The sequence below is a fragment of the Kineosporia sp. NBRC 101731 genome (genome assembly GCF_030269305.1).
In the GTDB taxonomy this organism is placed as follows: Bacteria; Actinomycetota; Actinomycetes; order Actinomycetales; family Kineosporiaceae; genus Kineosporia.
This window is the reverse complement of record NZ_BSTC01000001.1, coordinates 698,088-723,855: the sequence shown is the minus strand read 5'-3', so window position 1 is coordinate 723,855 and position 25,768 is coordinate 698,088. Positions and strand designations below refer to the sequence as shown.

General features: G+C 67.9%; 26 protein-coding genes. 16 read left to right on the top strand and 10 right to left on the bottom strand.

From position 1 onward, the window contains the following. Positions 1–2,007: 2,007 nt before the first annotated feature. The 5 genes from QSK05_RS03190 to QSK05_RS03170 all read right to left on the bottom strand — a co-directional run bounded on the left by QSK05_RS03190 (position 2,008) and on the right by QSK05_RS03170 (position 5,802). Positions 2,008–2,796, bottom strand: coding sequence for an ABC transporter permease (locus QSK05_RS03190; RefSeq protein ID WP_285593703.1), 789 nt, complete (start codon positions 2,794–2,796; stop codon positions 2,008–2,010). Then, entirely contained in the window at positions 2,793–3,797 is a 1,005-nt protein-coding gene (locus QSK05_RS03185) for an ATP-binding cassette domain-containing protein (RefSeq protein WP_285593701.1), read from the bottom strand. The genes QSK05_RS03190 and QSK05_RS03185 overlap by 4 nt, the downstream gene beginning before the upstream one ends. Positions 3,798–3,832: 35 nt before the next feature. Then, complete coding sequence (locus tag QSK05_RS03180) at positions 3,833–4,687, bottom strand: DUF4097 family beta strand repeat-containing protein (protein ID WP_285593699.1); 855 nt, start codon at positions 4,685–4,687, stop codon at positions 3,833–3,835. Positions 4,688–4,758: 71 nt separating this feature from the next. Next, complete coding sequence (locus QSK05_RS03175; RefSeq protein ID WP_285593698.1) at positions 4,759–5,301, bottom strand: hypothetical protein; 543 nt, start codon at positions 5,299–5,301, stop codon at positions 4,759–4,761. Positions 5,302–5,502: 201 nt separating this feature from the next. Then, positions 5,503–5,802 carry a DUF1540 domain-containing protein gene (locus QSK05_RS03170; RefSeq protein WP_502879707.1) on the bottom strand — a complete coding sequence of 100 codons (300 nt, stop codon included), beginning with the start codon at positions 5,800–5,802 and terminating at the stop codon, positions 5,503–5,505. 375 nt (positions 5,803–6,177) lie between these two features. On the opposite strand from QSK05_RS03170, the gene QSK05_RS03165 reads away from it, so the two are divergent. From QSK05_RS03165 to QSK05_RS03145, 5 genes are all read left to right on the top strand, one after another. After that, the gene (locus QSK05_RS03165) at positions 6,178–6,504 is read left to right on the top strand and encodes a DUF1330 domain-containing protein (RefSeq protein WP_285593695.1); all 327 of its coding nucleotides are present in this window, start codon (positions 6,178–6,180) and stop codon (positions 6,502–6,504) included. A gap of 53 nt (positions 6,505–6,557) precedes the next feature. Continuing rightward, complete coding sequence (locus tag QSK05_RS03160; protein ID WP_285593693.1) at positions 6,558–7,190, top strand: hypothetical protein; 633 nt, start codon at positions 6,558–6,560, stop codon at positions 7,188–7,190. Positions 7,191–7,305: 115 nt separating this feature from the next. Continuing rightward, complete coding sequence (locus QSK05_RS03155; protein ID WP_285593692.1) at positions 7,306–7,869, top strand: copper chaperone PCu(A)C; 564 nt, start codon at positions 7,306–7,308, stop codon at positions 7,867–7,869. Then, positions 7,866–9,077 (top strand): Dyp-type peroxidase, encoded by a 1,212-nt coding sequence (locus tag QSK05_RS03150; protein WP_285593690.1) that lies wholly within the window; start codon positions 7,866–7,868, stop codon positions 9,075–9,077. Before QSK05_RS03155 ends, QSK05_RS03150 begins: the two co-directional genes overlap by 4 nt. A 222-nt stretch (positions 9,078–9,299) precedes the next feature. After that, complete coding sequence (locus QSK05_RS03145; RefSeq protein ID WP_285593688.1) at positions 9,300–10,202, top strand: hypothetical protein; 903 nt, start codon at positions 9,300–9,302, stop codon at positions 10,200–10,202. A gap of 56 nt (positions 10,203–10,258) precedes the next feature. Here QSK05_RS03145 and QSK05_RS03140 read toward each other — a convergent pair whose 3' ends face one another. Then, a complete protein-coding gene (locus QSK05_RS03140) occupies positions 10,259–12,037 on the bottom strand; it encodes a tetratricopeptide repeat protein (protein WP_285593686.1) in 1,779 nt (592 codons plus the stop codon). A 217-nt stretch (positions 12,038–12,254) separates the two neighbouring features. On the opposite strand from QSK05_RS03140, the gene QSK05_RS03135 reads away from it, so the two are divergent. Beyond that, complete coding sequence (locus tag QSK05_RS03135) at positions 12,255–12,845, top strand: SigE family RNA polymerase sigma factor (protein WP_285593684.1); 591 nt, start codon at positions 12,255–12,257, stop codon at positions 12,843–12,845. A gap of 3 nt (positions 12,846–12,848) precedes the next feature. Then, entirely contained in the window at positions 12,849–13,832 is a 984-nt protein-coding gene (locus tag QSK05_RS03130) for a hypothetical protein (RefSeq protein WP_285593682.1), read from the top strand. A 570-nt stretch (positions 13,833–14,402) separates the two neighbouring features. Here the strand turns inward: QSK05_RS03130 and QSK05_RS03125 are convergent. Beyond that, a complete protein-coding gene (locus QSK05_RS03125) occupies positions 14,403–14,597 on the bottom strand; it encodes a hypothetical protein (RefSeq protein ID WP_285593680.1) in 195 nt (64 codons plus the stop codon). 172 nt (positions 14,598–14,769) lie between these two features. Here QSK05_RS03125 and QSK05_RS03120 point away from each other — a divergent pair, with 172 nt between their 5' ends. The 3 genes from QSK05_RS03120 to QSK05_RS03110 all read left to right on the top strand — a co-directional run bounded on the left by QSK05_RS03120 (position 14,770) and on the right by QSK05_RS03110 (position 17,473). Continuing rightward, positions 14,770–15,636 carry a DODA-type extradiol aromatic ring-opening family dioxygenase gene (locus QSK05_RS03120; RefSeq protein ID WP_285593678.1) on the top strand — a complete coding sequence of 289 codons (867 nt, stop codon included), beginning with the start codon at positions 14,770–14,772 and terminating at the stop codon, positions 15,634–15,636. Positions 15,637–15,778: 142 nt separating this feature from the next. Beyond that, positions 15,779–17,086 carry a family 43 glycosylhydrolase gene (locus QSK05_RS03115; protein WP_285593676.1) on the top strand — a complete coding sequence of 436 codons (1,308 nt, stop codon included), beginning with the start codon at positions 15,779–15,781 and terminating at the stop codon, positions 17,084–17,086. 9 nt (positions 17,087–17,095) lie between these two features. Beyond that, positions 17,096–17,473: a PH domain-containing protein gene (locus tag QSK05_RS03110; protein ID WP_285593674.1), complete on the top strand. Its 378-nt coding sequence runs from the start codon at positions 17,096–17,098 to the stop codon at positions 17,471–17,473. 38 nt (positions 17,474–17,511) lie between these two features. Here the strand turns inward: QSK05_RS03110 and dapA are convergent, their stop codons facing one another. Next, positions 17,512–18,423 carry a 4-hydroxy-tetrahydrodipicolinate synthase gene (gene dapA, locus QSK05_RS03105; RefSeq protein WP_285593672.1) on the bottom strand — a complete coding sequence of 304 codons (912 nt, stop codon included), beginning with the start codon at positions 18,421–18,423 and terminating at the stop codon, positions 17,512–17,514. Between the two features lie 73 nt (positions 18,424–18,496). Here dapA and QSK05_RS03100 point away from each other — a divergent pair, with 73 nt between their 5' ends. From QSK05_RS03100 to QSK05_RS03075, 6 genes are all read left to right on the top strand, one after another. Beyond that, on the top strand, positions 18,497–19,405 hold the full coding sequence (locus QSK05_RS03100; protein WP_285593666.1) for a LysR family transcriptional regulator: 909 nt from the start codon (positions 18,497–18,499) through the stop codon (positions 19,403–19,405). A 119-nt stretch (positions 19,406–19,524) separates the two neighbouring features. Next, a complete protein-coding gene (locus QSK05_RS03095) occupies positions 19,525–19,908 on the top strand; it encodes a hypothetical protein (RefSeq protein ID WP_285593664.1) in 384 nt (127 codons plus the stop codon). 62 nt (positions 19,909–19,970) lie between these two features. Next, positions 19,971–20,450, top strand: a complete 480-nt coding sequence (locus QSK05_RS03090; RefSeq protein WP_285593662.1) for a hypothetical protein — start codon at positions 19,971–19,973, stop codon at positions 20,448–20,450. Between the two features lie 90 nt (positions 20,451–20,540). Continuing rightward, positions 20,541–21,173, top strand: coding sequence for a hypothetical protein (locus QSK05_RS03085; RefSeq protein WP_285593660.1), 633 nt, complete (start codon positions 20,541–20,543; stop codon positions 21,171–21,173). Positions 21,174–21,516: 343 nt separating this feature from the next. Next, a complete protein-coding gene (locus QSK05_RS03080) occupies positions 21,517–22,191 on the top strand; it encodes a hypothetical protein (RefSeq protein WP_285593658.1) in 675 nt (224 codons plus the stop codon). A 214-nt stretch (positions 22,192–22,405) separates the two neighbouring features. Then, positions 22,406–23,410, top strand: coding sequence for a hypothetical protein (locus QSK05_RS03075; RefSeq protein ID WP_285593656.1), 1,005 nt, complete (start codon positions 22,406–22,408; stop codon positions 23,408–23,410). Between the two features lie 60 nt (positions 23,411–23,470). Here QSK05_RS03075 and QSK05_RS03070 read toward each other — a convergent pair whose 3' ends face one another. Both QSK05_RS03070 and QSK05_RS03065 read right to left on the bottom strand, forming a co-directional pair. After that, positions 23,471–24,145 carry a fasciclin domain-containing protein gene (locus tag QSK05_RS03070; RefSeq protein WP_285593654.1) on the bottom strand — a complete coding sequence of 225 codons (675 nt, stop codon included), beginning with the start codon at positions 24,143–24,145 and terminating at the stop codon, positions 23,471–23,473. A gap of 96 nt (positions 24,146–24,241) precedes the next feature. Then, positions 24,242–25,765 carry a molybdopterin-dependent oxidoreductase gene (locus QSK05_RS03065; RefSeq protein ID WP_285593652.1) on the bottom strand — a complete coding sequence of 508 codons (1,524 nt, stop codon included), beginning with the start codon at positions 25,763–25,765 and terminating at the stop codon, positions 24,242–24,244. Between the last annotated feature and the right edge of the window lie 3 nt (positions 25,766–25,768).

The window sequence follows — 25,768 nt, the reverse complement described above, 5'->3', positions numbered from 1 at the left end:
CTTCCGGATCAGCTGACTTGTTGACTCGGGAAGGATCGATGTCAGAGGACCATTCAGGAAGCGACGGGCCGGCCGGATCCGATCCGGTCATGGTGTGCGGTTCAGACTCAGCGGGCAGTCCCGCGCCCGGCCCGGAGAGATCAAGCCTCGGGTCGGTGGACGATGCGTTCTCTGCCCACGATCCCCGACTACGGCGACCGCCCACGCTCGACGGCAGCGCCCCATCACCCCGTTCGTGATCAGGCAGACCCCCACCGGGAATTTCTGCGTGATCGCGAGCGAGAACATGGTCAACCTTCGCCGTCATCGCACCGGCCACACTCGGGCCGGTGAGGGTGCGTGATGCAGGAGCCGCCCGAAGGTCAACGGCGGCGTGTAGATCAGTGGCGGCATGTAGATCGGTGACGATGGGGAGATCAGTGGGCGCGGGAAGATCAGTGGGCGCGGGGAGATCAGCGGCGATAGGGAAATTCGCGCCCGAACGCAGTTCCGCGGCCGGGTGAGATCCAGCCCCGGCGAACGATTCAGTAGCTGCCGGCGACCCCGTGGCGGCGCTCGGCCGTGCGTCCGTGGGCAGTTCGGCAGAAGGCGGTGCGGTCGAGGGCGCTCCATCGAAGACAGACCCGTCTCCGGAAGCACCGGTCGGAGAAGGCCCCGTCGTACCGGCGCCCGCCAGGCTGACACCGACCTCAACGGCCCCAGCCAGGCCGTCAGCCGCCACACCGTTCCCGGCCACACCGTTCCCGGCCACACCCGGGCCCACATCAGCGGCACCCCAGCCACTCATGTCCCCGAAATCCGTTCCGCCAGGCCCGACCTCGGTGGCCGAGCCGGTCCTGCTCCGGTGGTCGTTCTCGTCCGCAGTGACTGCGTCATTCGGTAGGTATCCGGTCGATGCCCTGGGCAGCGACTGCCCCACACGTCCCGATCCCCCACCCGCCGGATCCCCACCCCGCGGCCCAGCGCGGTGATGGAGCCCACCAGACACATCCATCACGTCAGGGGCAGAGTCAGCCGGCGAATCGGCATGGTCCGCGGCCCGGTCGGGCGCGACCACCGATCCACCCCGACCATCCTCACCAGCAACAACATTCGCACCAGGGTGAACGGTCGGATCTGTCACGGGGCCGGCCTCGGAGCGAGCCTGCTCCGAGCGGCCGAACTGCAACCGGTACTTGCTTCCCATCTCCAGGCGCGGGACGGACCGCGCACCCCGCCGGCCCCCCGACCGTCCGCTCACCATCTCGGCCCAGGTGAGATCACCCGAATCTGGGCGCGCAGCGGTAACAGCGTCACGATCAACACCGGACGAGCCCCCAGAGGGCTGTTCGGTGTGCTCACGTCCAGCTTCTCCCTCAGCTCCCCGTGGGGTCCGGGTGACGAGACCGGCCTCGGTCGTCACCTGCTCCTGCGCGGACTCGTCCTCTTCGACGTTCCTCGGAAGGAGAGAGCGCAGGGCAGGACCAGGATCGGCATCGGCGGTACGTTGCCGATTGCCGCGCTGCCTTCCGGCGCCCTTGGCGCCACCGCCATGCAGGAGCGTCATGCCCCCTCCTTCCCGCATCCCGCGATCCGACCTCAAACACGGATCGTGTTCTTTCAAGTGTGGAGAGTAGTCGGTATCCCCTGCTCGGCGCACCTGATCGGCCCCCTCCACCAGCACCCCGTAGCCACCCCGCACGACCCATCAACCACTTGTCCCCCTCCTCTGGGACAGTCGGTAAGAGGTTCGAGCACAACAGTTTCCGTTGGGCGACAAATCCGGCGGGCCGGCGGATAGTGCCCCGGGCAAAACGCATAGAACCCCGCGTTCCGGCCGCGCGGCACGACCGGCCGACACGGGAACGCGGGGCGATGCTGTTTACGGAACGTTGCTGAAGGGGGTAATGGGAGGCGGGTCGGCCGAACGTCTCAGTCAGGGCCTCGGGCACTCGGCGGTGGGCGCACCGCCGGTTCAGACCTTGCGCGCATCGGATCCGTACGACCGGAAACCTTGACCAGGATGCGTCAGACGCGGCGGGGACGGGCGTAGACACGCCGGGACCAGGCATATCCGATCGCTGTCAGCGCGACGCACCATCCCGCCGCGGCCGCGGCGGTGCCCGCCCCGAGGGGAGTGCCGAGCATCAGGGCCCGCAGGGTGTCCATGATCGGTGTGAACGGCTGGTACTCGGCGAACCAGGCCAGCGGGCCGGGCATCGAGTCGGTGGGAACGAAACCGCTACCGAGGAAGGGAAGAACGGTCAGCGGAGCGGAGAAGTTACTCGCGGTCTCCACCGAGCGCGCGATCAGACCACCGGCGACGGCCAGCCAGGCGATGGCCAGCGACAGACCGGCCAGCAGGACCATCGCCCCGAGCCAGCCGAGAAGATCGGCCCCCGGCCGGAATCCGATGAGCAGGCCGACCACGATCACGATCACCAGCGAGATCAGGCTCTGCACGACGGAGGCCAGGGCGTGACCGGTGAGCACCGATCCCGGCGAGATCGACAGGGTGCGGAAACGCGCCATGATGCCGGTGGTCATGTCCTGGGTGACACCGGTGGAGGTGCCGGCCGCGACCATGCTGATGGTCATGAGCAGGATCCCGGGCATGACGTAGTTGACGTAGTCGCCCCGATCGCCGGTAGCCCCCGAGTTCAGCCCCGCCCCGAGAGTGCCACCGAAGACGAACGCGAACAGCAGGAGGAACACGATCGGCACCGTGAGCACGATCACGGTCAGCTCGGGGTATCGCGACAGACGCCGGGTCTGCCGGGTGAACATGGTGACGGAGTCGGTGATCGCGGTGCTCATCTCGATGCCTCCAGGGTCGGCCCGGCCTGAGGACGCCCGGTGAGGGCGAGGAAGACGTCATCCAGATCGGGGGTGTGCAGCACGATGTCGTTCACCGGAATCCGCTCGGCGTCCAGACGGTTCAGCAGATCCCGTACCTGGGGAACGTCTGCGGCCCCGACCACGTCGAGGCTCAGCTCTTCGGGTTTGGCGGCAATGGTGTTCAGGAGAGACTCGGCCCGCCCCAGCGCCTGGGCGTCGGCGAACCGCAAGGTGATGCGCCCACCGGGGATGAGCCGCTTGAGCTCGGCCGCGGTGCCCTGCGCCACGATCCGCCCGCCGTCGAGCAGGGCGATCCGGTCGGCGAGCTGATCGGCCTCCTCCAGGTACTGGGTGGTGAGCAGCACCGTGACCCCGCCCGCGACCAACTCACGCACGACGTCCCACATTTCCCGTCGGCTGCGGGGGTCGAGACCGGTGGTGGGTTCGTCGAGGAAGACCACGTCCGGCCGGCCCATGAGACCCATCGCCAGGTCGAGCCGGCGCCGCATGCCACCGGAATAGGTGGTGGGGAGTTTTCCACCGACCTCGGTGAGCCCGAACTGCGCCAGCAGGGTCTCACTGCGGCGACGGATCTCGGACCGGTCCAGATGATGCAGGCGCCCCATCAGCACGAGGTTCTCGGCGCCGGTGAGAAGGTCGTCGATCGCGGCGAACTGACCGGTGACCCCGATCGACGAACGCACCCGGGCCGGTTCGGCGGCCAGATCGTGCCCGGCGATCCGGACGGTCCCGGCGTCGGGTGACAGCAGGGTGGAAAGGATGTTGACGGTGGTCGTCTTCCCGGCGCCGTTCGGCCCGAGCAGGGCTAAGACGGTGCCCCGCGGCACAGCGAGGTCGATGCCGTCGAGCACGACGCGGTCGCCGAACTTCTTGCACAGATTGCGGACGTCGATCCCGAGTTCGCCGGGACGTCCGGTTCCCGGGACGGCGGGGACGGATGGAACGGGTGGAACGGTCATGGTGCGCTCCTCGTTCACTGATGTCCGGTAGGTGTTCAGGCCCGGCGTAGCACGATGTCGCCGTATCCGGTGGTCGCGTGGATCTCGACGGTGAGCTCGGAATCGCCCGGTCCGTCGATGTCTTCGAGAGCGCTACGGACCACGCCGTGGCGGGCGTTGACGTCGAGCCAGGCGGCCGTGCCGTGGGCGATGCCGATCTCCAGCTGCCCGTACGAGGTGTTGGCGGTGATCCGGCCGCTGCTCACCGATCCCAGTCGCACGTCACCGGCCGAGGTCCGGGCCTCGATGCCGGCCAGGGCCCGCTGCACCCTCACGTCCCCGGCCGAAGTGGAAAGCCTTGCCAGCGAATGACTTTCCTCGATCCTTACGTCGCCGGCCGAGGTCTTCGCCGTCATCTCACCCTGGGCCTGGCCGACCGAGACCGATCCGGCCGAGGTCCGCAGGTCGGCGGTGCCCCGCACGCAGGTCACGCGGACATCGCCCATCCCGGTCTTCGCCCGGATGTCGGCGACCTCCTCCAGGTTCACGTCACCCATCCCGGTGCTGAGGTCGACGTCGCCGAGCAGACCCTCCGAGCTGACGTCGCCCCATCCCCGCATCTCCAGCTTCGAGCCGGCGGGAAGGGTGAGCACCACGTCGACCCGTTCCGAGGAACCGAAGAGATTCTTCAGCCGGGCCTTGGTACTGCGCGGGGAGCGGAGGGTGAGACGGCCCCCCACGAGCGAGACGCTGGTGTTACGGGCGTGCTCGACGTCCACCGCACGCCGGGGGTTGTGCGGGCTCACCTCGACCGAGGTGCTGGTACCACCCTCGACGGCGTGCACGGTGAGAGAGAGGCCACCGATGTCAATCAAGGCGTGAATGGGCTCAGGGGTGCTGAATTCGGGCATGACGACTCCAGGTGAGAGCGGTGCGCGAGTAAAAGTGGTGCGGGACGGCCGTTACGGCCGTGACAAAGAGGTCAGCGGACCCAGCCGGAGCGCCGCTGCCCCAGACCCACGACGGGCGGGACCGGCGGGGCTGCGGGCGGGACCGGCGCGGCGGGGGGCGCATCGACCAACGAGGCGATCGAGCGCACCAGCCAGGCGTTCACGGAGAGCCCGGAGGCCGAGGCGGCCTCCTCGACCCGGGACTTGAGACGTTCGGGCAGACGCAGACTGAGCCGGGCGGTGCCACCGTCGTCTTCCGGCTCCTCCGTACCGCTCTGCGGGGTCGGCGGGAGTGATGCCGCAGCGGGCTGGACGGGTTCGACCGGCGCGGCGATCGGGGGCGTCACGGCGAACTGCACCTCCCGGCCGAGCAGACGAACCTCGACCGAGCCGGGGCTCAGGTTCTCGGTGATCTCCCCGGCCGCCTCGACCAGCGCGTCCAGCAGCACGAGCCGGATCGAGGAGTCCAGAGCATTGGCCATGTGCCCGGCGACAGCCAGGGTCTCCTCGCCGCCCACCTCGCCGGCGGCGTACAGATCCCGGTGGAGGCGGGCGGTGTATGCGGTGACGTCCATGTGCATCACTATGACGCCACAGTGGCGTCACTGTCTAGTCGATTGACGTCATGAGTGGCGACGTCTTGATGTCAGTGCCTCCAGCCAGGCAAAACGACGCTGGGGTAACCCCATGGGCGCCGAGACGGCGCCGGGGTCACCCCAGGACGAGCGCCCGCAGGCGCATCGGTGACGTCAGTGATGTCAGTGGTGTCCGCGATGTCAGGCAGGCTGATACGTGAGGCAGTTGGCGCCGGCGCTTCCGGTGCCCGCGCCGATGCGCACGCCGCTGGCCGAGCACTCCAGGTCGCTGTTGAACGAGCAGTCGGCACGCTGACAGGCGCCCACCTGCGCGACCACCTTGTCGAGACCACCCTTGCGCGCCAGCGGGATGAACGTGCCGCAGTCGGCGCTGCCGTTGCTCCCGGCCACCGTGATGGCGAAGGCGTGACACCCGTCGTGGTTGTAGCCGCAACCGTCGACCGAGCACTCACTCACTGCGGGCATGGTGGTCATGACCAACTTCTTTCCGTCAGGCGTTCTCCGGGACATTGCTTAACCGAAGAGGACCAGATAATTCCCCGCCCCGCAATACGGGAACAGCCGAGGTAAACCTTGCCTCATCCCCGTTAGGTAATGCTCCCCTACATCTCGAAAGAAATCATCACCGCAGCTCAGATGGCATGTGAAAATTAGCCAAGCAACCACTTCCCTTATTCATTCCGGGCATTACCGACGATCCCCGGGCCGAAGGAACCGAAAATTCAGTTCTTTCGGCGGGGCGATTCGGCAACCTCCCGGCGAATTCCGCAGGGCAGCCTCACCGGAGATCCGTACCGTTCACATGACCTGTGAGGTCATCGCCGGGCGGCCGCACCGACACCTAGCGTCGTCCTCATGACCGCTTACGCCATCGCCCACCTCACCGACGTCACCATGAACGACGAAGTGATCGAGTACCTGCACCGCATCGACAGCACGCTGGAGCCCTTCGGAGGCCAGTTCCTGGTGCACGGCGCGCGGGTGTTTGCGCTGGAAGAGACCTGGGCGGGAGACATCGTGGTGATCTCGTTCCCGGGCCTTCAGGCCGCCCGGGACTGGTACGACTCTCCCGCCTACCGTTCCATCCTGCCGCTGCGCACCCGTAACAGCTCGGGCTCGGTGATCCTCGTCGACGGCGTCACCCGGCCGCACGCCGCCCCGGACATCCTGATCGAATCCTGAACGAGCGAACTGCCCGGCAGCAGGGACCGGAAGACTCTGGCTATCCTGAACGCGTGAGTACGCGGGCTGCCGAGCGACAGCTCGTCGAGGGCAAGCTCCGGGTGTTGCGCGCCGGGGCCTTCTCGGCCTGCGCCGTCTCTCTCGCCGCCGTGGCCCACCTTCTCGCCGGTGGCACCGCGCCCTCCCCGATCCTGTTGGCCGGGCTGGGCCTGCTCCTGGCCCCGGTAGCCGTGCTCAGCGCCGGAAAGCTGCACCGACCAGCGGCTGTCGGTACCGCGATGGTCGCGGTCCAGACCGCACTGCACTGGTTGTTCGGGCAGTTCGGCCCGGCGGCCGACTGCGCGCAGATGTCTTCCCACCTGAGCCATCCCGGTATGGCCCACCCGGGATCTCTGGTCTGCCAGGACAACCCGGCGATGACCATGGCCGGCAGTTCGCCTCTGATGGTCCTCGCCCACCTGAGCGCCGCCGCCCTGCTCGGCCTTCTCCTGAGCAAGGGCGAAACCGCTCTGTGGCGCATGCTTTCGTGGATCTTCCCGAAGCTTCCCGCCCGCTTCCGGCCCTTGCCGGTGCGGGCCCGGCTACGCCGTACCGCCTCGCGCCGCACTGCCCCGCTCCGGCCCGAACCCCTCACCGGTGCCGTCGGGCGCCGTGGCCCACCGCGTTCTCCGGCGATTTTCGCCTGATTCGCAGGTCTGGCTGCCCACAGCCGGAACGTTCACCCTTCGCCGGTGCCCCTGACCCTTTCGCGGCCATGGTGCGGCATCGGCGTTCCTTCAGCGCCCGAGGAGTTACTTCGTCATGCCCCAGTACCAGAGCAAGCGCCTCGCCCTCGCAGCCACCACCCTGGCCGCCCTGTCTGTGGTGACCACCCTGTCCGCCTGCGCCGGTGGATCGTCCGCCGCCGCCACCGCCGGGGTGAAGGCCGTCGGTGGTGAGATCACCAGCACCGGCGCCGACAGCCTGACCGTCGTCGACCCGTGGGTGAAGACGGCCGACACCAAGGCCGGGATGACCGCGGTCTTCGGCACGCTCGAGAACACCGGCACCACCGACGTCACGGTGCAGTCGGCGAAGACCTCGGCCTCCAGCACCGCCGAACTGCACGAGATGGCCATGGTCGACGGCTCGATGGTGATGCAGAAGAAGGAGGGTGGTTTCGTGGTGAAGGCCGGGTCGAAGCACGAGCTCGCGCCCGGTGGCGACCACGTGATGGTGCTCGATCTGGCGAAGTCGATCGAGGCCGGTGACCAGGTCACGGTGCGCCTGACCCTCGACGACGGCTCGACCGAGGACTTCACCGCGCTGGCCAAGACCACCTCGGCCGGCGAGGAGAAGTACGACGACATGGACGGCATGGAGTGATCCAGCCTCCTCTGAGCCGGCGCCGCCTCCTGCTCGGGGGCGGCGCCACGCTGGCGGGCGGAGGTCTGGCCGGCGCCGCGGCCACCCTGGCCCTGTCCGGGACCGACACCGAACCGGTGGTGACGGCGGAAGCCAAAGGTGCACAGGTCGTCCCCTTTTACGGAGCTCATCAGGCCGGGATCGCCACCGGGGCGCAGGCCCATGCACGATTCCTGGCGCTGGACCTGAAACCCGGAGCCGACCGTTCGCACGTGCAGCGCCTGCTGCGGCTTCTCACCGACGACGCCGCGAGACTGACGGCGGGACGGGCGCCCCTGGCCGGGAACGACCCGGAGATCCCGGCCCTGCCGTCCCGGCTGACCGTGACGTTCGGTTTCGGCCCTGGGCTGTTCGACGCGATCGGGCGGGGCGACGACTGCCCCGAGGTCATCCGCCATCTGCCGGCGTTCGCCACCGACCGGCTCGAGGACCGCTGGTCGGGCGGCGACGTGCTGCTCCAGGTGTGCAGTGACGACGCGGTTCCCCTGTCGTACGCCCTGCGCCGTCTGGTGCGCGATTCCCGCGATCTGGCCTCGGTGCGCTGGTGCCAGACGGGCTTCAACCCCGCGCGGGACAGCGAACCGGCCGGTACCACGCCCCGGAACCTGATGGGGCAGCGCGACGGTACGGCCAATCCTGCTTCCGGCACCGAGGATTTCGGGTCCACGGTGTGGTCGGACGGCCCGGGCTGGCTGAAGGGCGGCAGCATGCTGGTGTTCCGGCGCATCCGCATGGATGTCGACACCTGGGACGATCTCGGTCGGCCGGCCAAGGAAATGGCCACCGCCCGGAGGCTTTCCGATGGTAGCCCGGTGACCGGCGGTGCGGAGAAAGACGATCCGGACACCGCCGCCGTCGACGGCCAGGGATTTCCCGTCGTCGCGGCCGAGGCCCACGTGGTGCGGGCCACGGCCCGCACCCCCACCGAGCGCATGCTGCGGCGCGGGTTCAGTTACGACGACGGTCCGGGATCGGACGGAAAGCCGGACTGCGGTCTGCTTTTTGCCGCGTATCAGAAAGATGCGGCAGCTTCGTTCGTACCGGTCCAGGAGCGGCTGGCCGAGTCCGACGCGATGAACATCTGGATCACGCACGTGGGCTCGGCCGCGTTCGTGGTGCCCCCGGGCTGCACCGAGGGTGAGTACATCGGTGAGGCCCTGGTCGGCTGACCGAAAATGGAGGACGCCGCTGTCGGCCGCAGCTCAGCGGCGTCCCCACCGGTTTTACAGCGATTCATGTCGGCCAGATCGACGACCTCAACAGTTAACCAATTCCCCAAAGGAAACTTAAGTTTCATCACGCCGGCATCGAACACGCCGCGTGCGAGCATCGTGCAGTCGATGTGAGCCATGATGGGCCAGCCAGACGTCGTCTTCCGACTGGGACTACGCATGCAGACTCGTTCGTTACGCATCATGCTCGGCGCCGCCACAGCGCTCACGATCGGCCTGATCACGCCGGCCACGGCTCAGGCCGCACCGGCGGAACAGACGTCGAGATCGCCGAAACCCTTGGAAAAAATCGCTAAATCGATGAACAAAGCGGTCGCGGACGGGGATGACTGCTCGATCACCGACGTCGCCCCGACCGCGGTGACGGCCGGCGTGAAACCGGTGACCGTGCAGTTCGACGTCGCCACCGACTGCGACGACTCCGAACACGCCATGAAGTGGGCCGTCACCGGGGAGTTGTACCGGGGCAGTCACGTGGGCTGGTTCGGCGCCTGCACCTACAAATACACCGGGCCGGCCTCACTCACCTGCCCCGACGGCTCGACCACGTTCGATCTGGTCGGCACCGAGCAGTTCCGGGGCAACCAGATGGCCGGCACGCAGAACGCCTACGTGTATGCGTTCGACGACGCCAACGGCAACGACCGCGACGACGACACGTCGTTCGACTGCGACGACGACGGTAACTGCACGTCGACATCGAGCGGCCGCGACAATGTCACCACCGGCTTCGCCCTGCTGCGCGAGACCGGCTGGAACTCGACCTTCAAGGCCTCCGGGGCCACGGTCGAGCAGGGTGGAGAACTCACCCTGACCGGCGATCTGAGCCGGGCCGACTGGGACACCGGCACGTTCGAAACCTACCGACCCACGGTCAAACTCCAGTTCAAGGCGAAGAACGAGACGAGGTTCCGCACGGTGCGCACCATTGCCCCGGGCCAGGACCAGATCTCCGTCACGATCAACGCCAAGCGCTCGGGCAGCTTCCGCTTCTCCTACCCCGGCGACGACAAGAGCTCGCCGAGCACCTCGAACTCGGCCAAGGTCACCGTAACCCGCTGACCTCCCGCACCGGCGGACGGCGGAAAGTCTCTCTTCCGCCGTCCGTCCGGACCGGCTCAGGACGTGTCCCGGGCCCGGCGCAGATTCGTCTCGAACTTCTGCGTCACCGGGTGCCGATCACCCAGCGTCCGCCGGGCCCCGTCCAGCGCCTCCTCAAAAAGTTCCAGCGCCCGTGGCATCTCGCCCAGACCCTGGTGAGAGAACGCCAGGTTGTTCAGCGACGCCAGGGTGTCCACGTGGGTGGGGCCGAGAACGCGCCGCCGGCCCTTCAGGGCGCGTTCGTGCAGGGGACGCGCGTCGGCCGGGTGACCGGCCCGGTTCAGGGCCGAGGCCAGATTGTTCATCGAGGCCAGGGTGTCGAGGTGGTCGCCACCGAGCAGGGCGTGCCGGTCGCTGAGCACGCGGGCGTGCAGGTTGAGCGCGGCCTTCGTCCGGCCCACGGCGAGGTGGGCCTGGGCCAGATTGTTCATGGCGAGCAGGGTGTCCGGATGTTTCTCGCCCAGCGCGGCGCTGCGCCCGGCCACCACCCGGCGGCAGAGCCGGTACCCGCGGAAGACCTTCCCGGTGTCGGCGTAGGCAGCGCTGAGGTTACTCATCACCGTGAGCGTGTCCGGATGGCCCGGGCCGAGTTTCGTGCGGCGGATCCGGAGCACCTGCTTCATCAGCGTGATCGCCGTGGGCAGGTCACCCGCCCGCTGATGGGCACTGGCCAGGTTGCTCTGGGAGATCAGCGTGTTCGGGTGCTCTTCTCCGAGCACCCGGGCCCGGTCGGTGTAGATCTTCCGGAACACGCTGACCGGTACGGCCGTCCCGTCCAGGTCGCTGTAGGCCCCGACCAGGTTGTTCGCCGCGGTGAGAGTGTCCGGGTGGTCCCCGCCGAGCGCCGCCTGCCGTTCTTCCAGCACCTGCCGCAGCAGCGGGATCGCCCGGCCGTAGTCACCGATCGCCCGGTAGCTCTCGGCCAGGTTCCCGAGAATGGTCAGGCTGATCGGATGCTCGCCGCCGTACACCGCGCTGCTCGCGGCGAACGCCTTCTCGTACAGCGGTATGGCCTCGTCCGTGCGCCCGGCCGCACCCCGGGCGAAGGCCAGGTTGTGGGTCATGGTGATGAGCTCGGGCTGGGCGATGTCCTGGGAGTCGGGCCGCGCCGCCAGCACGGGAGCCAGAAGATCGGCGGCCTGACCCGCGTCCCCCGTAGACAGCAACAGACTGCCGAGACGACTGGCGGCGGCCAGGGTGACCGGATGGTCGTCGCCCAGCAGCGACCGGCACCCGGTGAGCACCTCGCGGCCGGCCTCGACGGCCCGCGCCGGTTCGCCGGCCGACTGCAGGTGGGTGACGGCCTCGGTGGTGGCCCGGCCGACCCTCTCCATGGCGTCCACCGCACCGTCGTGCCCGGCGGCGACGGCCTCCAGTGACCGCTTCCACAGAGCCAGCGCGTGCCGGGTCAGTTCCAGCGCCGTCGTGGGATCGCCCGGTGCCCTCGCCACCAGGGTGGAGATCACCCCGGCGAGCCCGTCGAGACGTCTCCGGGCGGTGTTCCCCATCAGGTCCATATCCCGCAGCACCCGGGCCGGCGACGGGGGGATACGCACCGCGCCCGTGGTCTCGTCCCGCAGCAGCGCGCCGGAGGCGATCAGAGCCTCCGCCGCCGCGCCCAGATCCGGGAGGTGGGCGAGCAGCTCCGGGCCCAGACCGACGGGATGGAGATAGGAGAGCACCCCGAGGAAGGCATCGACCGGCTCACTGCCCGCCTGTTCCCGCGCCGTCTGCCGGGCCAGCACGAATACCTCTGTGAACCCGTCACCCGGTGTCATCGCCCCCGAATCCCCCACGGGCCCGATCCTGCCAGAGCTGCTCCCTCCGGGCGGGGCCGTTCCCTCCTCCGGGCACCCCCGTCACACGGGCTTATCACCGGCAAAACATAATTTCGCTGCAGACAGGGCAACCTTTGCTTGCCCCAGCCCGACTGACAGCACGTACGAGAGGCGCCCGCGGGCATTCGGGAGCCTCTCGCACGGCTCTGACCAGGACAAGGAGACGGCTCCACGGATGAGCAAACCCTGGGCGGCAGGAAGTCCGTCCCGACTCGGCAACGTGGCTGGTAACGCCAGCGCCAAGGCAGAGTTCGAGGACTTCTTCCGTCGTCATCACCGTGAGCTGGCCCGGCTGGCCTACAGCATGACCGGCAACCGGGCTGAGTCGGACGACGTGGTCGGGGAGGCCCTGGCTTCGGCCTGGGAACACTGGGATCGCGTGCAGGGGGCGGACAGTCCGCTCGCCTACGTGCGCAAGATCGTGGTGAACCTGTCCGTGGAACGTGTGCGCACGGCTGTGCGGGATCGTCAGCGACATCGCCTGATGACCCCGCTCACGAAGTGGTTCTACCACCCGCCGGACATCGGTGGAGCGGTAGATCTGCAGGCTGCCGTGCTCGCGCTGCCCCCGGGGCGGCGAGCGTGCGTAGTGATGCGCCACGTACTCGACCTGCCGGAGGAAGAGGTCGCCCGAACACTCGGTATCAGTCTGGGTACGGTCAAGAGTCAGACATCCAAAGGCCTTGCCCAGCTGCGTAGTCAGTTGGATCCAGGTCGAGTGGCCGCCTCGGCGGCCTCGGCCAGGACTACCAGGAAGGAGGCGTGATCCGTGCCCGAGGATGAACTGCTCAAAGCTCTCAGGGGACTAGGCGCGGATCACGAGCCGGACGTGGTGGCGATCCGCCGGCGGATGGAAGACAGCCGTCCCAAGGTCGTGCCACTGCGTCGACGTGTGGAGGAAGTTCCCCGCAAGCGGCCCGTGCTGCTCTCCGCGGCGGCCGCACTGCTGGTCGGCGGGGGTGTGACCGCTGCGGTCTCGCAGATGGCACCGGCCTCCAACCAGACCCCGTCCACCATTCCGGTGAACGTGCCGACCTTCCAGTCACCGAGCGACCCGGCGACGTCGTCGGCCCCGAACCCGACCGTGACGCAGGAGTCCGAGAAGGAGCAGACGCCGGACGGCGTCTCGACCTCGAAGGACACCAGCACCCCGGACGCGGGCGGCAAGACCGACCCGGGCACCCCGTCCTCCAGTTCGCCCCGTTCGTCGACCGGCTCCTCGACGGGCGGCACCAGCGGCAACGCCTCGGGCCTGACCCAGGCGACGATCGAGGTCACCACGATGGCGAACGGGCAGCAGCTGATGCTGAGCGCCGCCGACGAGGACTGGCTGGCCATCGGCACCCGCAACGACCTGCGGACGGTCCGGAAGAAGTCCGCGGCGTCCAGCCCACTGCTGAACTTCACCGCGCCGGCCTCGGCCACCAGCGTGGACGGGCCGTTCAAGCTGTCCTGGACCGGCGGTGCGCCCGAGCAGGATCGGGACGGCACCACCCGCTGGCTGCAGACCGACGGTGCCGTGGTGACGGTGAACGCCTCCGAGGCGGCCCGCACGGTGACGCTGTACACCGGCAACCTGATGAACGTGGCGGTGACCGGGCAGGATCTCAAGCAGCAGCGCGTCGAGCTGGGCTCGGACGCCGGGTACGTCGTCAACATCACGATCCCGTCGCACTCCGGTGAGACGACGATCAACCTGTCCAGCGGGCGTGGACCGGTGCACCTCCTCGCAGCAACAGCTTCCTCGAGCTGATCCGGCGGCCTCCTCGTCGTCCGCAAAATCTTTCTCAAGATTGCGGGCAACCTTTGGCCGGGCCGGAACGACTGAGGCCCTGAGGAGATGCGGTTCCGTCGGCCACGAAGCCGCGTCGCTTCCTGCTCAGGGTGTCGCTACCTCCATGACGACGCCCTGAGCAGCCGGTCCCGCCGTGCCCCCTCCCATGGCGGGACCGCCCTGTTCGCTCGCCCCGGCTGGTCGGAGCCGGGGCGAGCCTCTTTTGCCCGACCGGCACCCGGACGAGTCCTGCCTTAAGCCCGCAGTTCGGGTGACACGCAGCGGGCCGGACATCCCCCGAGGATGCCCGGCCCGCTGTTTTCATGTCCGCCTCCACCGCTTTCCGAAGGGAGCGGACACCGTGGCGGCAGCATTTCTGACGTGCGTTCTCCTGGCGACAGGCACCTTCGCGATCTGTGGCTTCGCGATCTGTGCGGAGTACCTCTGGCCGCGACGGCTCGAATACGACTGGAGGTGCAGGCACCGGAACTGGGACTGGGACGGCTACTGGCCCATCGCCGTCCCACTGGTACCCGAGGATGTGCGCTTCTAAGGCGTGTTCATCCCGGCGAACCAGTCGTAGCCCTTGGCGGGATCCTGTTTGACGTCGAGTCTCAGCACCTCTTGTTCGTGCCACGCTCGCAGGCGGTACACGAAGTCGAACGGCAGGTCCTCCGGCTTCGCGGCCGCCAGGACCTCCATGGCCTGCTCGATCTGCTCTGTGCTCGGTGACGACTCGCTCATGCCCGGAAAGCGTAGAGCAGTGAGCTGAATGCTGCCCGGAGGCAGGGGTGCACGGGTCCGGAGGCGTGACCGAAGATCACGATACGTAGGAGCCGTCCAGCCCATCGCATATAGTTGAAGATTCAAGTTATGCTGGACGGGTCCCTGCCACCGCGTCGCTGGAGTTGCCGCCGTGTCCGATCCGTTCCACCCCTCCGTCCCGGCCGGCGCTTATGACCAGCTCCTGGCCGATGTGCTCCCGCAGGCCCGGGCCCAGCGCACCTGGCAGCCCTCCGACGGCCCCCTGCCCTCCCTGTTCGTCAGCCACGGGGCACCGCCCACCCTTGACGACCCGGCCTGGCTGCGCGACCTGTTCGACTGGGGCCAGAAGATGCCCAAGCCGCGCGGCATCGTGATCGTGTCGGCCCACTGGGAGAACGCCCCGCTGGCCATCTCCGGATCGGCCGAGGGCACTGAGCTCTACTACGACTTCGGCGGATTCCACCCGCGCTACTACACGCTGAAGTACCGCTCGCCCGACGCCACCGCCCTCGCCCACCAGGTCGCGGGCACCCTGGCCGACACCACGCCGCTGCACCAGTTCGTCGACCGCGGCCTCGACCACGGCGCGTTCATCCCGATGATGGCCATGTACCCGGCCGCCGACGTTCCCGTGATCCAGCTCAGCATGCCGAGTCTCGACCCCTCGGCCCTGCTGGACCTGGGCGTGCGGCTGCGCTCCCTGCGCGAGGAGGGCTACCTGGTCATCGGCTCGGGCTTCATGACCCACAGCTTCGCGGTGTTCCGGGATCCCGGGCTGGTCGGGCACACTCAGGCCTTCGACGAGTGGGCGGTCGACGCGATGGCCCGCGGTGACGTGGACTCGCTGGTGGATTACCGGACCAAAGCCCCTGGTGTTCGGGTGGCCCACCCCACAGCCGACCACTTCGTACCCCTCCTGCTCACCCTCGGCGCAGCCTCAGACCCTGGCCAGAGCATTGAAAGTGCCTTCGGCAGAATGGTGATGGGGAACTCGATCCGTTCGGTCCAGATGGCCTGACGGGTCATTGAGGACGACGGTCCGCTCGATCCGAGCGGACCGTCACATTTCGTTTCCATCGTTGCAAAACGCTTTGGTCTGACATAGCGTCTTCACCGTGCCCGGCAACGTCGTCGGCACTCATGAAGGAGGCCGTGGACCTATGACCCGACTCGGTGACCAGCTGCCCCTGGGGCGGCGCTCCCTTCTCGCCGGAGCCACCGGAGCCCTGGGAATTGCTGCTTTACCAGTGACTTCGGCATCAGCAACCGCTTCGGCAGCGACCCCCGCCACGTCGGCGCGAGGCCCCGCGAACTGGCCCGACCCGCAGCCCTACGGCCGGGCCGACCCGAGACCTCAGCTGTGGCCCCGAGAAGACAACTCCTTCGTCCTCGATCTCGAACTCCGGCCCCGCGACGAGGAACTCGGCCGGGTCTGGATGCGGGACACCTACGTCAACTGCTTCGTCGTCGACGGCCGGCCGCTCTACGTCGCCACCGGCACCACGAACGCCGAAGGCCTGCCCGGGCCGGGCCCTTACAACGACGGCATCTTCGTCTGGACCGCCCGATCACTGAAGGGTCCTTGGAAGCTGGCCGACACCAGCAAGATTCGACCCGGTGCAGACAAGGGCAAGGTCTGGTCGCCGGAGTTCGTCACCGAGAACACCGCCGGCCGAACGGTGGTCGCCCCCTGGCAGGAGTGGTGGGAGGACGACGGCCAATTCGGTAAGCGTGGCAACGTCTGGGCCCCGGAAATACATTATTTCCAGGGTAAGTGGTACATCGTGGCATGCATGGGCGACCACTCGAAGAAGGTCGGCACGTTCACCCTCATCAGCGAGGGTGGCGTCGAGGGCCCGTACCGGGTGGCCAAGGGCAATCTGGAGAAGCCCTACGGCGAGACCGTCGGTGGCCCGGACTGGATCGACCCGACCGTCTACTTCCACATCGACGGTGGCATGTTCACCGAAGGCAAGAAGGCCTGGCTGATCCTGCACAACCATCTCTACGCGCGCTACTCGGACGACCTGGAGACCATCGAGACCCTCGCGGAGTTCAAGGAAACCCCCTGGGGCGTGGAGCCTTACCTGGAGGGCGCCTACGTCTTCAAGTACGGCAAGAAGTACCACCTGCTACTGGCCGCCTGGGACTGGACCTCGCTCGACGCCGACGGCAGCCCTCGATACTCCTACGAGCCGGACCAGGGCGGCCGCAAGCAGTACCAGTACGACACGGTGGTGGCCGTCGCGGACAAGCTCGAGGGCCCGTACTCCGAGCGCTACACCGCCGGCGTGGGCATCGGGCACAACAACTTCTTCACCGACCACACCGGCCAGCTGTGGGGCACGTTCTTCCTGAACCCGGCCGGCGGGTACTACTCGAACACGTCCCGGGTGGACGACGCGGCGGTGTCCGGCGTGGTGAAGCTGGAGTACACCGGCGACCGCCTGTATGTGAAACGGCCCTAAACTGCCTGAATGATCGACTTTGCGACAGATTCGGTGTTCCGGCTCAGCGAGTGCTCGCCCGGTGACGTGGAGAAGCACGTCGGGCCCATCCTGGTCCCGGGCGAGCAGTTGCTGTGGACCTTCAAGACCGTGCGTGACTTCGTCGCGTTCACCGACAAGCGCATCATCGCGGTGAACGTGCAGGGCATGACCGGCAAGAAGAAAGACTTCACCACGCTGCCCTACAACAAGATTCAGGTGTTCTCGATCGAGACCGCCGGCACTTTCGACCTCGACGCCGAGCTCGACCTGTGGTTCAGCACGGTCGGCAACATCCGGTTCGAGTTCAAGGGCCGCGTCGACATCCGCGCGATCAGCCAGCTGATCGCCACCTACGTGCTGGGCTGATCGTCCTTCCGAACGCCGGCAGCCTGATCACACGACGATCAGGCGACCGGCACGGCCACCGTGCGCAGGGCGTTGCGCAGCTTCGTCAGATCTTCGGCCGGTGACTCCATCAGCGGGAGACGCACGGTGGCATGGGGGATCACGCCCAGTTCGGCGAGCGCGGCCTTGGCCATGATGGCCCCCGACGAGGTGCGCATCAGGGCATCGGTCAGGGGGATCAGGTCGCGCATGACGTCCTGGGCCCGGTCGAGGTCACTCTTGCGCACGGCGCGGATCAGTTCGGCGTTGCGGTCGGCCGCCACGTTGCCGACGACGCTGACCACTCCGGTGGCGCCGCTGGCGAGGTAGGGCAGGTTCAGTTCGTCGATGCCGCAGTAATAGGCCAGCCCGGTCCGCGTCATGATCGTCATCGCCTCGAAGAGGTCGCCCTTCGCGTCCTTGATCGCCTGGATCCGCGGGTGGGCGGCCAGTTCGACAATGGTGGACGAGGTGAGAGCCAGGCCGGTGCGCCCGGGAATGTCGTAGAGCATCACCGGGAGGGGGGTGGCGTCGGCCACCTTCGTGCTGTGGGCCACCACGCCGGCCTGGGTGGGACGGTTGTAGTAGGGCGTCACCAGCAGCAGGGCGTCGGCCCCGGCGGCCTCGGCCTCCTGGGCGCGGCGCACGGTGGCGGCGGTGTCGTAGGTGCCGACGCCGGCGATGACCGGAGCCTGCCCCTGCACCAGGGACTTCACCCGGCGCACGAGCTCGTTGGCCTCGTGGTCGCTCAGGGTGGGGGCCTCGCCGGTGGTGCCGCCGACCACGATGCCGTCGCAGCCGGCGCTGAGCAGGTGGTCGACCAGGTTCGCGACCGCGGCGTCGTCGATGGAGCCGTCCGGCGTCATGGGGGTCACCATGGCGACGATGTTGGAGCCGAAGAGCAGATCAGCGGGAACGCGGTCGGTGGCCATGGGATTGATCCTCGCCCCGATCATGCCTGTGGTCCAGCGAAGGTTTCTTGGCACTATTGCGTAATCTGACTTGATGATCGATGTGAGCTCCCTGCGGGCGTTGCGTTCGGTGGCTGCGCTGGGAACCCTGGCGCGGGCCGCGGAGGAGCTGGGTTTCACCGCCTCGGCAGTGTCACAGCAGATCAAGCGCCTGGAGCGGGAGGTCGGCGTGCCGGTGCTGGCCCCGGCGGGGCGCGGTGTCGTGCTCACTCCGGCCGGTCAGGCGGTGGTCGATTCGGCCCCCGAGGTCTTCCAGGCGCTGGAGCACTGCGCCGAGGCGGCCCGGTCAGTGGCCGACGGCGCCCCGCAGGGCACCCTGCGGGTGGTCGCCTTCTCGACGGGCGTGCGCGGTCTGCTCGCACCCGCAGTGTCGGACCTGGCCGTTCGCTGCCCCGAGCTCTTCCTGCACATCAGCGAGCAAGACCCGGACCAGGCCCTGCACAGCGTGGAGGCCGGCACTGCCGACCTGGCGCTGACCCATGACGCCGACGGGCTCCCGGTCGCGCTTCCCCCGTCCGTGATCCAACGGCACATCCACACCGATGTCGGGGACGTCGTCCTTCATCGGTCCCATCCGCTCGTCGCCCTCGACCGTCCGCTGACCGTTGCCGACCTGGCCGGGCACGCCTGGGTCACGAGCCCGCCCGGGACGGTGTGCCACCAGTGGTTCCGGCGGCTGTTCGCCGGGGCCGACGGGGATCCCGACGTGCGGCACCTGATCGACGACTTCAGCACCCAGCTGTCCCTGGTGGCGTCCGGTTCGGTGATCGCGCTGATCCCGCGGCTGGCCCGGCCGCCGCTGCGCGCGGACCTGGTCGCCCTGCCGCTGAAACGTGTTCCCAAGCGCGAGGTCTACGCGGCCTGGCGGCGCAGTGCGAACGCCAGCCCGGCGATCCAGGCGGTGCTGGCCGAACTGGGCGCATCGACCGGAGCCGGCCTGTGACTGACGCCACCCACCCGGTCCGATAATTCACTCCCGGCCCGAGACGTACCTAATGTCCCTGTGCGAACGTTGTCCGGACCGGGACACAGGGACCGCCCGGCAGGGCCCGGAGGATTTCCATGACCGCCGCTCGACGCGGCCTGTACGCGCTGCTGGCCACCGCGTCCACCATCGTGCTGTTCGGCTGCGCGACCGCCCAGGGAACACAGCCCGACCCGGCGGCGACGCTCAGCCTGGCCTTCGTCGCCGTCTGCCAGGACCCGACGACCCGGACCATCCTCACCGACGGGTACTGCCTGGGTGGCCACCCGGACGCGACCTGGCGGTTCTACAGCGCGAGCCTCTACCGCGAGGTCGGGGCGAGCGCCTTCGACGCCGGGCAGAAGACCTACGGGGGCCTGACACAACTCCCCCGGCCGGACGCGTCCACGGACATCGAGGTGCGGTGGGGCCGGCACGCCCGAACGGTCGCGAGACTCTCCGCCACCTCCCCCGTGCCCTGAGCCGGGCCGGGGACTAACGTGGGCGGCGCTCAGGTAGTCCAGACAAACGCAGGAGACGGTCCGTGACGATCGACAGCACCCTGGAAGCCGCCGTCCGCGAGGGTTTCGCGGCCTCGGTGGCGGAAGAGCCGGACGACTTCGACGCGGCGATCGAGGCCATCCTGGATCGCGGGGACGACTTCACCATCGGCGCGTTCCAGCTCGCCATCAATGTCACCGCCGTGATCCTGCAGGACATGCACGACGGTGACGTGCCCGAGCCGAAGCAGATCGACGACCTCGCCGACGACTTCGCGCAGACCCAGGAGGACTGGTCACTGGTCTCCGCCGAGCTGGTGCGCACCTACATGAGCGCCGCGCTGGGCGAGCAGGCCGTTCTCGACGTGATGACCCCCGGCGATGTGGCCATCACCGGCTTCGCCCTGGGCGGCTGGCTGCTGTCCGCCTTCCTGCCCGATGACAAGGACTGGACCGACTACCTCGACGAGGTGCTCCAGGTGCTGGAGACGGCGCTCGAGGAAGAAGACGAGCCCCAGGACTAAACCGCACTTATCCCTAAGCTTTCGCGGTTCAAGATCACGTTCGCGACAAGAAGCCTGAAACTTGAACTACCGGTCCATACGCTGCTTTCTGTGAAAAGCCTTCGTCTTCTTGCCGGCACTGTCGTCGCCGGCGCCGCCCTGGCCCTGCTGGGTCCGATCGCCCCGGCCCAGGCGGCCTCCTCCTGCACCATCACCCCGACGTCGGCCACGCTGTACACCAAGGCCAAGAACGTGAAGTTCGGCGTCGCGGGTAGCACCGAGTGGATGATCGAGATCAGCGACCTCTTCGTCTTCGCCGTCAAGGACCCTGATTACAGCGCGGCGATCGTTCAGATGAGCCCCAAGTTCTACCTGAACTCCGACGCCGGCTTGCACGCCGTCAAGGTGACCCGCGGAACCGGCGAGTGCAGCACCAGTTTCCGACTGCTGCGGGGCTCGGTGCTCAGTGCCAAGGCGACGAACATCGGCAACGGCAAGCGCACCGTGACCGGCACGCTGAAGCGCGTCAACTTCGGCTACGGCACCTACTCGGCCGTCTCGGGCCAGAAGGTCCGCATCGAGTACAAGACGACCACCGGTCAGTGGGTCAGCGCCGGCACCGTCACGACGGCGAAGAACGGCACGTTCAAGCTGACGAAGAAGAGCGCCAAGCGCCAGTGGCGTGCGGTGTTCGGCGGCACCTCGACCACCGCCACGCGCACCTCCGCGGTCACGGCCGGCTGATTCCCGAACTGCCGCAGGAGCCCTCGACCTCCTGCGGCAGGCGCAGGACCGCCCTCCCCGAACGACTGCACCGAGAGTGCATCGACCTCACTGACGCGCCGGGATGAAGCGCTCTCCCATAGGACGCGAATCGCCTGTTCAGGCTGAAGGTGGGATGACCGAGGCCGGCTCGGTCCGGATCTTGGGGACCCCACACCATGGTCATGGATGTGTCTGACCGTACGCGATGGTTCTACCGGGCCGATGCCCGAAAGAACTCGCAAAAGGCGTAACCCCGGCGATGTAGCCGAGGCCAGTGATCGTTCCGGGGTCTTCTCTAAAAGAGTCGCAGAAGGGCGTGACGATGTCAATCGATACGGCGGCAGCACGGTGGGACCACCGCATTATTCGCCAGCACCTGACCACCGAGCGCCTGGAGTCCTACGAGCTGGCGGCTCAAGGCAATCCGGAACTTGCCTTTGCCCTCTATGAGTGGAACATCCGAGCCTCTGCAGCCGCAATGACGACCGCCGCGATGGTAGAGGTCATCGTGCGGAATGCAATGGACCAGCAATTGCGAAGGTGGGCCGATCAGAGGCATCGCGGACAATCCTGGTTCGACGTTGCGCCACTGGACCAACAGGGCCGGCGCGATCTCGTCCAGGCGAGGGAGCGCGCCACCCGCCACTACCGAGACCGCGAACTTCACGGCAAGGTGATCGCCGAGCTCACCCTCGGCTTCTGGCGTTATCTCACCGCTTCGCGCTATCTGACAGCTCTGTGGACACCCGCCATCGGCCATGCTTTTCCGCTCAGTCCCAGCAACCTGACCAACCGGCGGATCGAAGTTGATCGTTCCTTACAGAAACTGCAGTACCTGCGCAATCGAGCTGCCCACCATGAGCCGATCCACCGCCGGAACCTCATGGACGACCACGACGCCGCGGTGCGGGTGACCTCCTGGATCTCCCCGGCCTGCTCGGCCTGGGTGGCCGACCGGTCGCCCATCCCCGCGATCGTCGCCGGCCGCCCCTGCTGACCGGCGACCGGCAGTTCCGGTGAGCTCGAAACCGCCTTCCCACTAGATGTCTTCGGTGACACGCCGACAGGTCACGGAACGGCAAAATCCGGGAAAGTCGCGAACCACCCGGTTAAGGTAGGCAATGCCCGGTCGGGCACTTGCTTCCAGCACTTCCCTGGGGATCACCATGCGTTTTGCCTTCTCTCGCGTTCCCACCCGTATTGCAGTCGTTTTGGCGGCGGCCGGCCTGATCGCCGCTTCCGCCACCGCATCCGCCTTCGCGACCACTCCCGAAGCCGCCCGTCCCTCGGCCGGCTGCACCTGGACCATCAAGATCCATGAGACCCCGAAGGGCTTCACCGATGTCTGGCCGAGCGCGGGGAACGACGATGTCTTCGTCGGCTCCGGCGACAGCGGCCACGGCACCCGCGCCCTGCTCTGGCAGGACGACAAGGTCACCGTTCTCGACTCACCGAGCGGAAAGCGCTCCCAGAGCGTAGATGTCAATGCTGACGGCGTGATCCTCGCCAACGACCTCACCGACAATCGTCCGTACCTCGTGGTGAAGGGCAAGGTCGTCGAGCTGGCTCTTCCGAAGGGGGCGTCCTCCGCCACCGCGCGGTCGATCAACGACCAGGGCGTCGTCGCGGGCTATGCCGAGTTCGACGGGTACAACCACGGCATCGTCTGGTCGGCCGACTCCCCGAAGAAGTACCACGACCTCGGCGCCGGTGACGGCAGCCTGGTCCTGACCGACATCACCGAGTCGGGCACACTCATCGGCACCACGACCGACGACCCGGAGTACGGGGTCCCCCGTGCGGTGAAGGGCACCATCAAGGGGGGCCTTTCACCGGTCGACGGGATGAAGGCGTTCCAGGACTCCTCCGCCCGGAGCGCCGCCGGCCCGTACATCCTGGCCGGGGGCACCCCGTCGGGTGCGACCGATCAGGTCACGGTGCTGCTGAAAGACGCATCCAGCACTGTTCTGCCGGCCACCTTCAGTGGGCACGTGGTCAATGACAGCGGGCTGGTGGCGGGCTCCCCCACGGGCGGTTACCTCGGGCAGGCCGCGGTGTGGAGCGCCGGAACCGTCACCCGGCTGCCGAACTACATCGAGGGCGGCTACAGCAGCGTCAGCGACGTGACCGAGAACGGCACGGTGATCGGGTACAGCCAGTCCTCCGTGGACGACATCGGTTACGACCCGGCGCCGGCCACCTGGACCTGTTCCTGATCGTCCGCCCACGACCGGGGCCCCGAGCAGCGTGCTGCTCGGGGCCCCGGTCGGATGGTGTTACTTGGCGTCGGCCGGGCTGAGCACCTCGTCGATCAGGTAGACGGTGGCGTTGGCGGTCTTCACACCGCCGCAGATCACGCTGGCACCGTTCACCTTGAGGTCGTCGCCAGATCCGGTGACGTCGACGTTCTTACCCTCGACGGTCTTCTGCTCACCCACCACGTCGCTGGGCGAGAGCTGTCCCGCCACCACGTGGTACGTCAGAATGTCGGTCAGGGTCTTGCTGTCGGTCTTCAAAGAGTCCAGCGTCTTGGCCGGAACCTTGGCGAAGGCATCGTCAACCGGTGCGAACACCGTGAACTCGCCACCATTGAGGGTGTCCACCAGGTCGACATCCGGGTTCAGCTGACCCGAGACCGCTGCGGTCAGAGTCTTGAGCAGCGGGTTGTTTCCGGCGGCCGTGGCCACCGGGTCCGCTGCCATCCCGGACACGGAACCGGCACCGTCCGGAACCTGCTCGGCGTAGGCCGCGCAGCCGGAGCCGACCATCTCGGTGTCCATGGCCGAACCGGTGGTCATCGACGGGCTCGCGGCGCTCGTCGTGCTCATGCCGGTCGACCCGCCCGACGCGGCGTCGGTGCTGCCGTCACTGTCGCTGCCACAGGCGGCCAGGCCCGCGGTGGCGGTGAGAGCGATACCGGCGATGAAGAACTTGCGCATCGAAACGTTCATGGTAGTTGCCTTTCCTCGGAGGATGTTCAACTGTCTGCTGGTGGTTCGGGGCCCTACCGCGGGTGGATTGGTTTTTCTGAAAGTCTTTTTCGCGGATCAGGCGACGGTGACCACAATCGACTGCCAGCCCGACGAACCGTTGGGGAAGGGCTCGGCCCGGTCCTCGACCTGGATCTCCCCCTCGCCGTCCACGGCCCGCACCTGAAGCGTGTGTGAGCCGGACGTCGCGTCCCACTCCCAGACCCACTGGCGCCACAGGTCGTCGTTCACGGCCGTGGAAAGCCTGGCCTTCTGCCAGGAACCGCCGTCGACACGCACCTCGACCTGCGAAATACCCCGCTGCTGAGCCCAGGCCACCCCGGCAACGGCCACCGTGCCGGGCTTGACCCGGGCCAGCGGACGCGGCGTGTCGATGCGCGAACTGGTCTTGATCGGCGCCTGCTGGTCCCAGCCCCGCCGGACCCAGTACGGATCGAACGCGTCGAACCGCGAGAGCTCAAGATCAACGAGCCATTTGGTGGCGCTGACGTAGCCGTACAGGCCGGGGACGACCATCCGGCACGGAAATCCGTGTTCCGGCAGCAGCGGCTCACCGTTCATCGCGATGGCCAGCAGGGCCGCCCGGCCGTCCATGACGGCCGAGACCGGGGTCCCGATGGTCATCCCGTCCACCGATGTGCCCACCAGCTGGTCGGAGGCCGGATCCACGCCCGCCTCCCGCAGCAGCGGGGCCAGTTCGACGCCGAGCCAGCGAGCGGTGCCGAGCAGACTGCCCCCGACCTCGTTGGACACGCAGGTCATCGTGATGTCGTGCTCCACGATCGGCCGCGCGAGCAGGTCGTCGAAGTCGAGAGTAATCTCCTGGCCGACCATTCCGTGGATCTTGAGCTGCCAGTCATCAGTGGTCAGCCGCGGCACCGACAGTGCGGTGTCGACCCGGTAGAAGTCGGCGGGCGCGGTGTAGAAGCTGCTCACGCCCTCGACCTTCAGCATCGCCCCGTCCGGGAGTGCCTCGGCCGGGCGGCCGGGAACCGGGAGTTTCAGGGCCTTGCGAGAGGCCGCGACGTTGGTGCGAAGATTCTGCAGAGACCGGCCGGCCACCCCGGAGGCCACGGCCGCGGCCGCCAGAACCGCCGTGACCAGAACGGCCCGTCGAGACCGATCCGGTCTCTCCGACGGGTTCTTCAGCAGAAGTGCCAGCCCGGCGACGGCGACGAGGGCCGCCACCAGCGAGGGCACGACGTCGATCGGCCGCGCCTGCGGTCGGGTGAGAGCAGCCGCCGCCGCGACGAGCCCGAGCAGGGCGGCACCCGCTAGACCGATCCGCCGAAAACGCGTCGCCAGAGCTCCGACAACTGCCGCAAGCAGGGCCACGGTGACGAAGATGCCTGTCAGCAGCACCTTCTTGTCGTTCTCCCCGAACTGTTCGATGGCGAACTCCTTGAGCCATCGAGGAGTTCGGTCGATCGCGGCACCGCCGACAACGATGGCGGGTGCTACGGCCCGGCCGATCACTCCCGCGACCAGTTCGGCGACCCCGAGTGCGAGCCCGGCCGCCACCAGACCGGACACCGCACCCTGCACCAGACCGCTCTTTCGCGACGTACCGATCGCCGTCATGGT

Coding starts and splice junctions, on each gene's coding strand:
- QSK05_RS03190 (WP_285593703.1), bottom strand. CDS start 2,796: ATGAGCACCGCGATCACCGACTCCGTCACCATGTTCACCCGGCAGACC.
- QSK05_RS03185 (WP_285593701.1), bottom strand. CDS start 3,797: ATGACCGTTCCACCCGTTCCATCCGTCCCCGCCGTCCCGGGAACCGGA.
- QSK05_RS03180 (WP_285593699.1), bottom strand. CDS start 4,687: ATGCCCGAATTCAGCACCCCTGAGCCCATTCACGCCTTGATTGACATC.
- QSK05_RS03175 (WP_285593698.1), bottom strand. CDS start 5,301: ATGGACGTCACCGCATACACCGCCCGCCTCCACCGGGATCTGTACGCC.
- QSK05_RS03165 (WP_285593695.1), top strand. CDS start 6,178: ATGACCGCTTACGCCATCGCCCACCTCACCGACGTCACCATGAACGAC.
- QSK05_RS03155 (WP_285593692.1), top strand. CDS start 7,306: ATGCCCCAGTACCAGAGCAAGCGCCTCGCCCTCGCAGCCACCACCCTG.
- QSK05_RS03145 (WP_285593688.1), top strand. CDS start 9,300: ATGCAGACTCGTTCGTTACGCATCATGCTCGGCGCCGCCACAGCGCTC.
- QSK05_RS03135 (WP_285593684.1), top strand. CDS start 12,255: ATGAGCAAACCCTGGGCGGCAGGAAGTCCGTCCCGACTCGGCAACGTG.
- QSK05_RS03125 (WP_285593680.1), bottom strand. CDS start 14,597: ATGAGCGAGTCGTCACCGAGCACAGAGCAGATCGAGCAGGCCATGGAG.
- QSK05_RS03115 (WP_285593676.1), top strand. CDS start 15,779: ATGACCCGACTCGGTGACCAGCTGCCCCTGGGGCGGCGCTCCCTTCTC.
- QSK05_RS03110 (WP_285593674.1), top strand. CDS start 17,096: ATGATCGACTTTGCGACAGATTCGGTGTTCCGGCTCAGCGAGTGCTCG.
- dapA (WP_285593672.1), bottom strand. CDS start 18,423: ATGGCCACCGACCGCGTTCCCGCTGATCTGCTCTTCGGCTCCAACATC.
- QSK05_RS03100 (WP_285593666.1), top strand. CDS start 18,497: ATGATCGATGTGAGCTCCCTGCGGGCGTTGCGTTCGGTGGCTGCGCTG.
- QSK05_RS03095 (WP_285593664.1), top strand. CDS start 19,525: ATGACCGCCGCTCGACGCGGCCTGTACGCGCTGCTGGCCACCGCGTCC.
- QSK05_RS03080 (WP_285593658.1), top strand. CDS start 21,517: ATGTCAATCGATACGGCGGCAGCACGGTGGGACCACCGCATTATTCGC.
- QSK05_RS03070 (WP_285593654.1), bottom strand. CDS start 24,145: ATGAACGTTTCGATGCGCAAGTTCTTCATCGCCGGTATCGCTCTCACC.
- QSK05_RS03065 (WP_285593652.1), bottom strand. CDS start 25,765: ATGACGGCGATCGGTACGTCGCGAAAGAGCGGTCTGGTGCAGGGTGCG.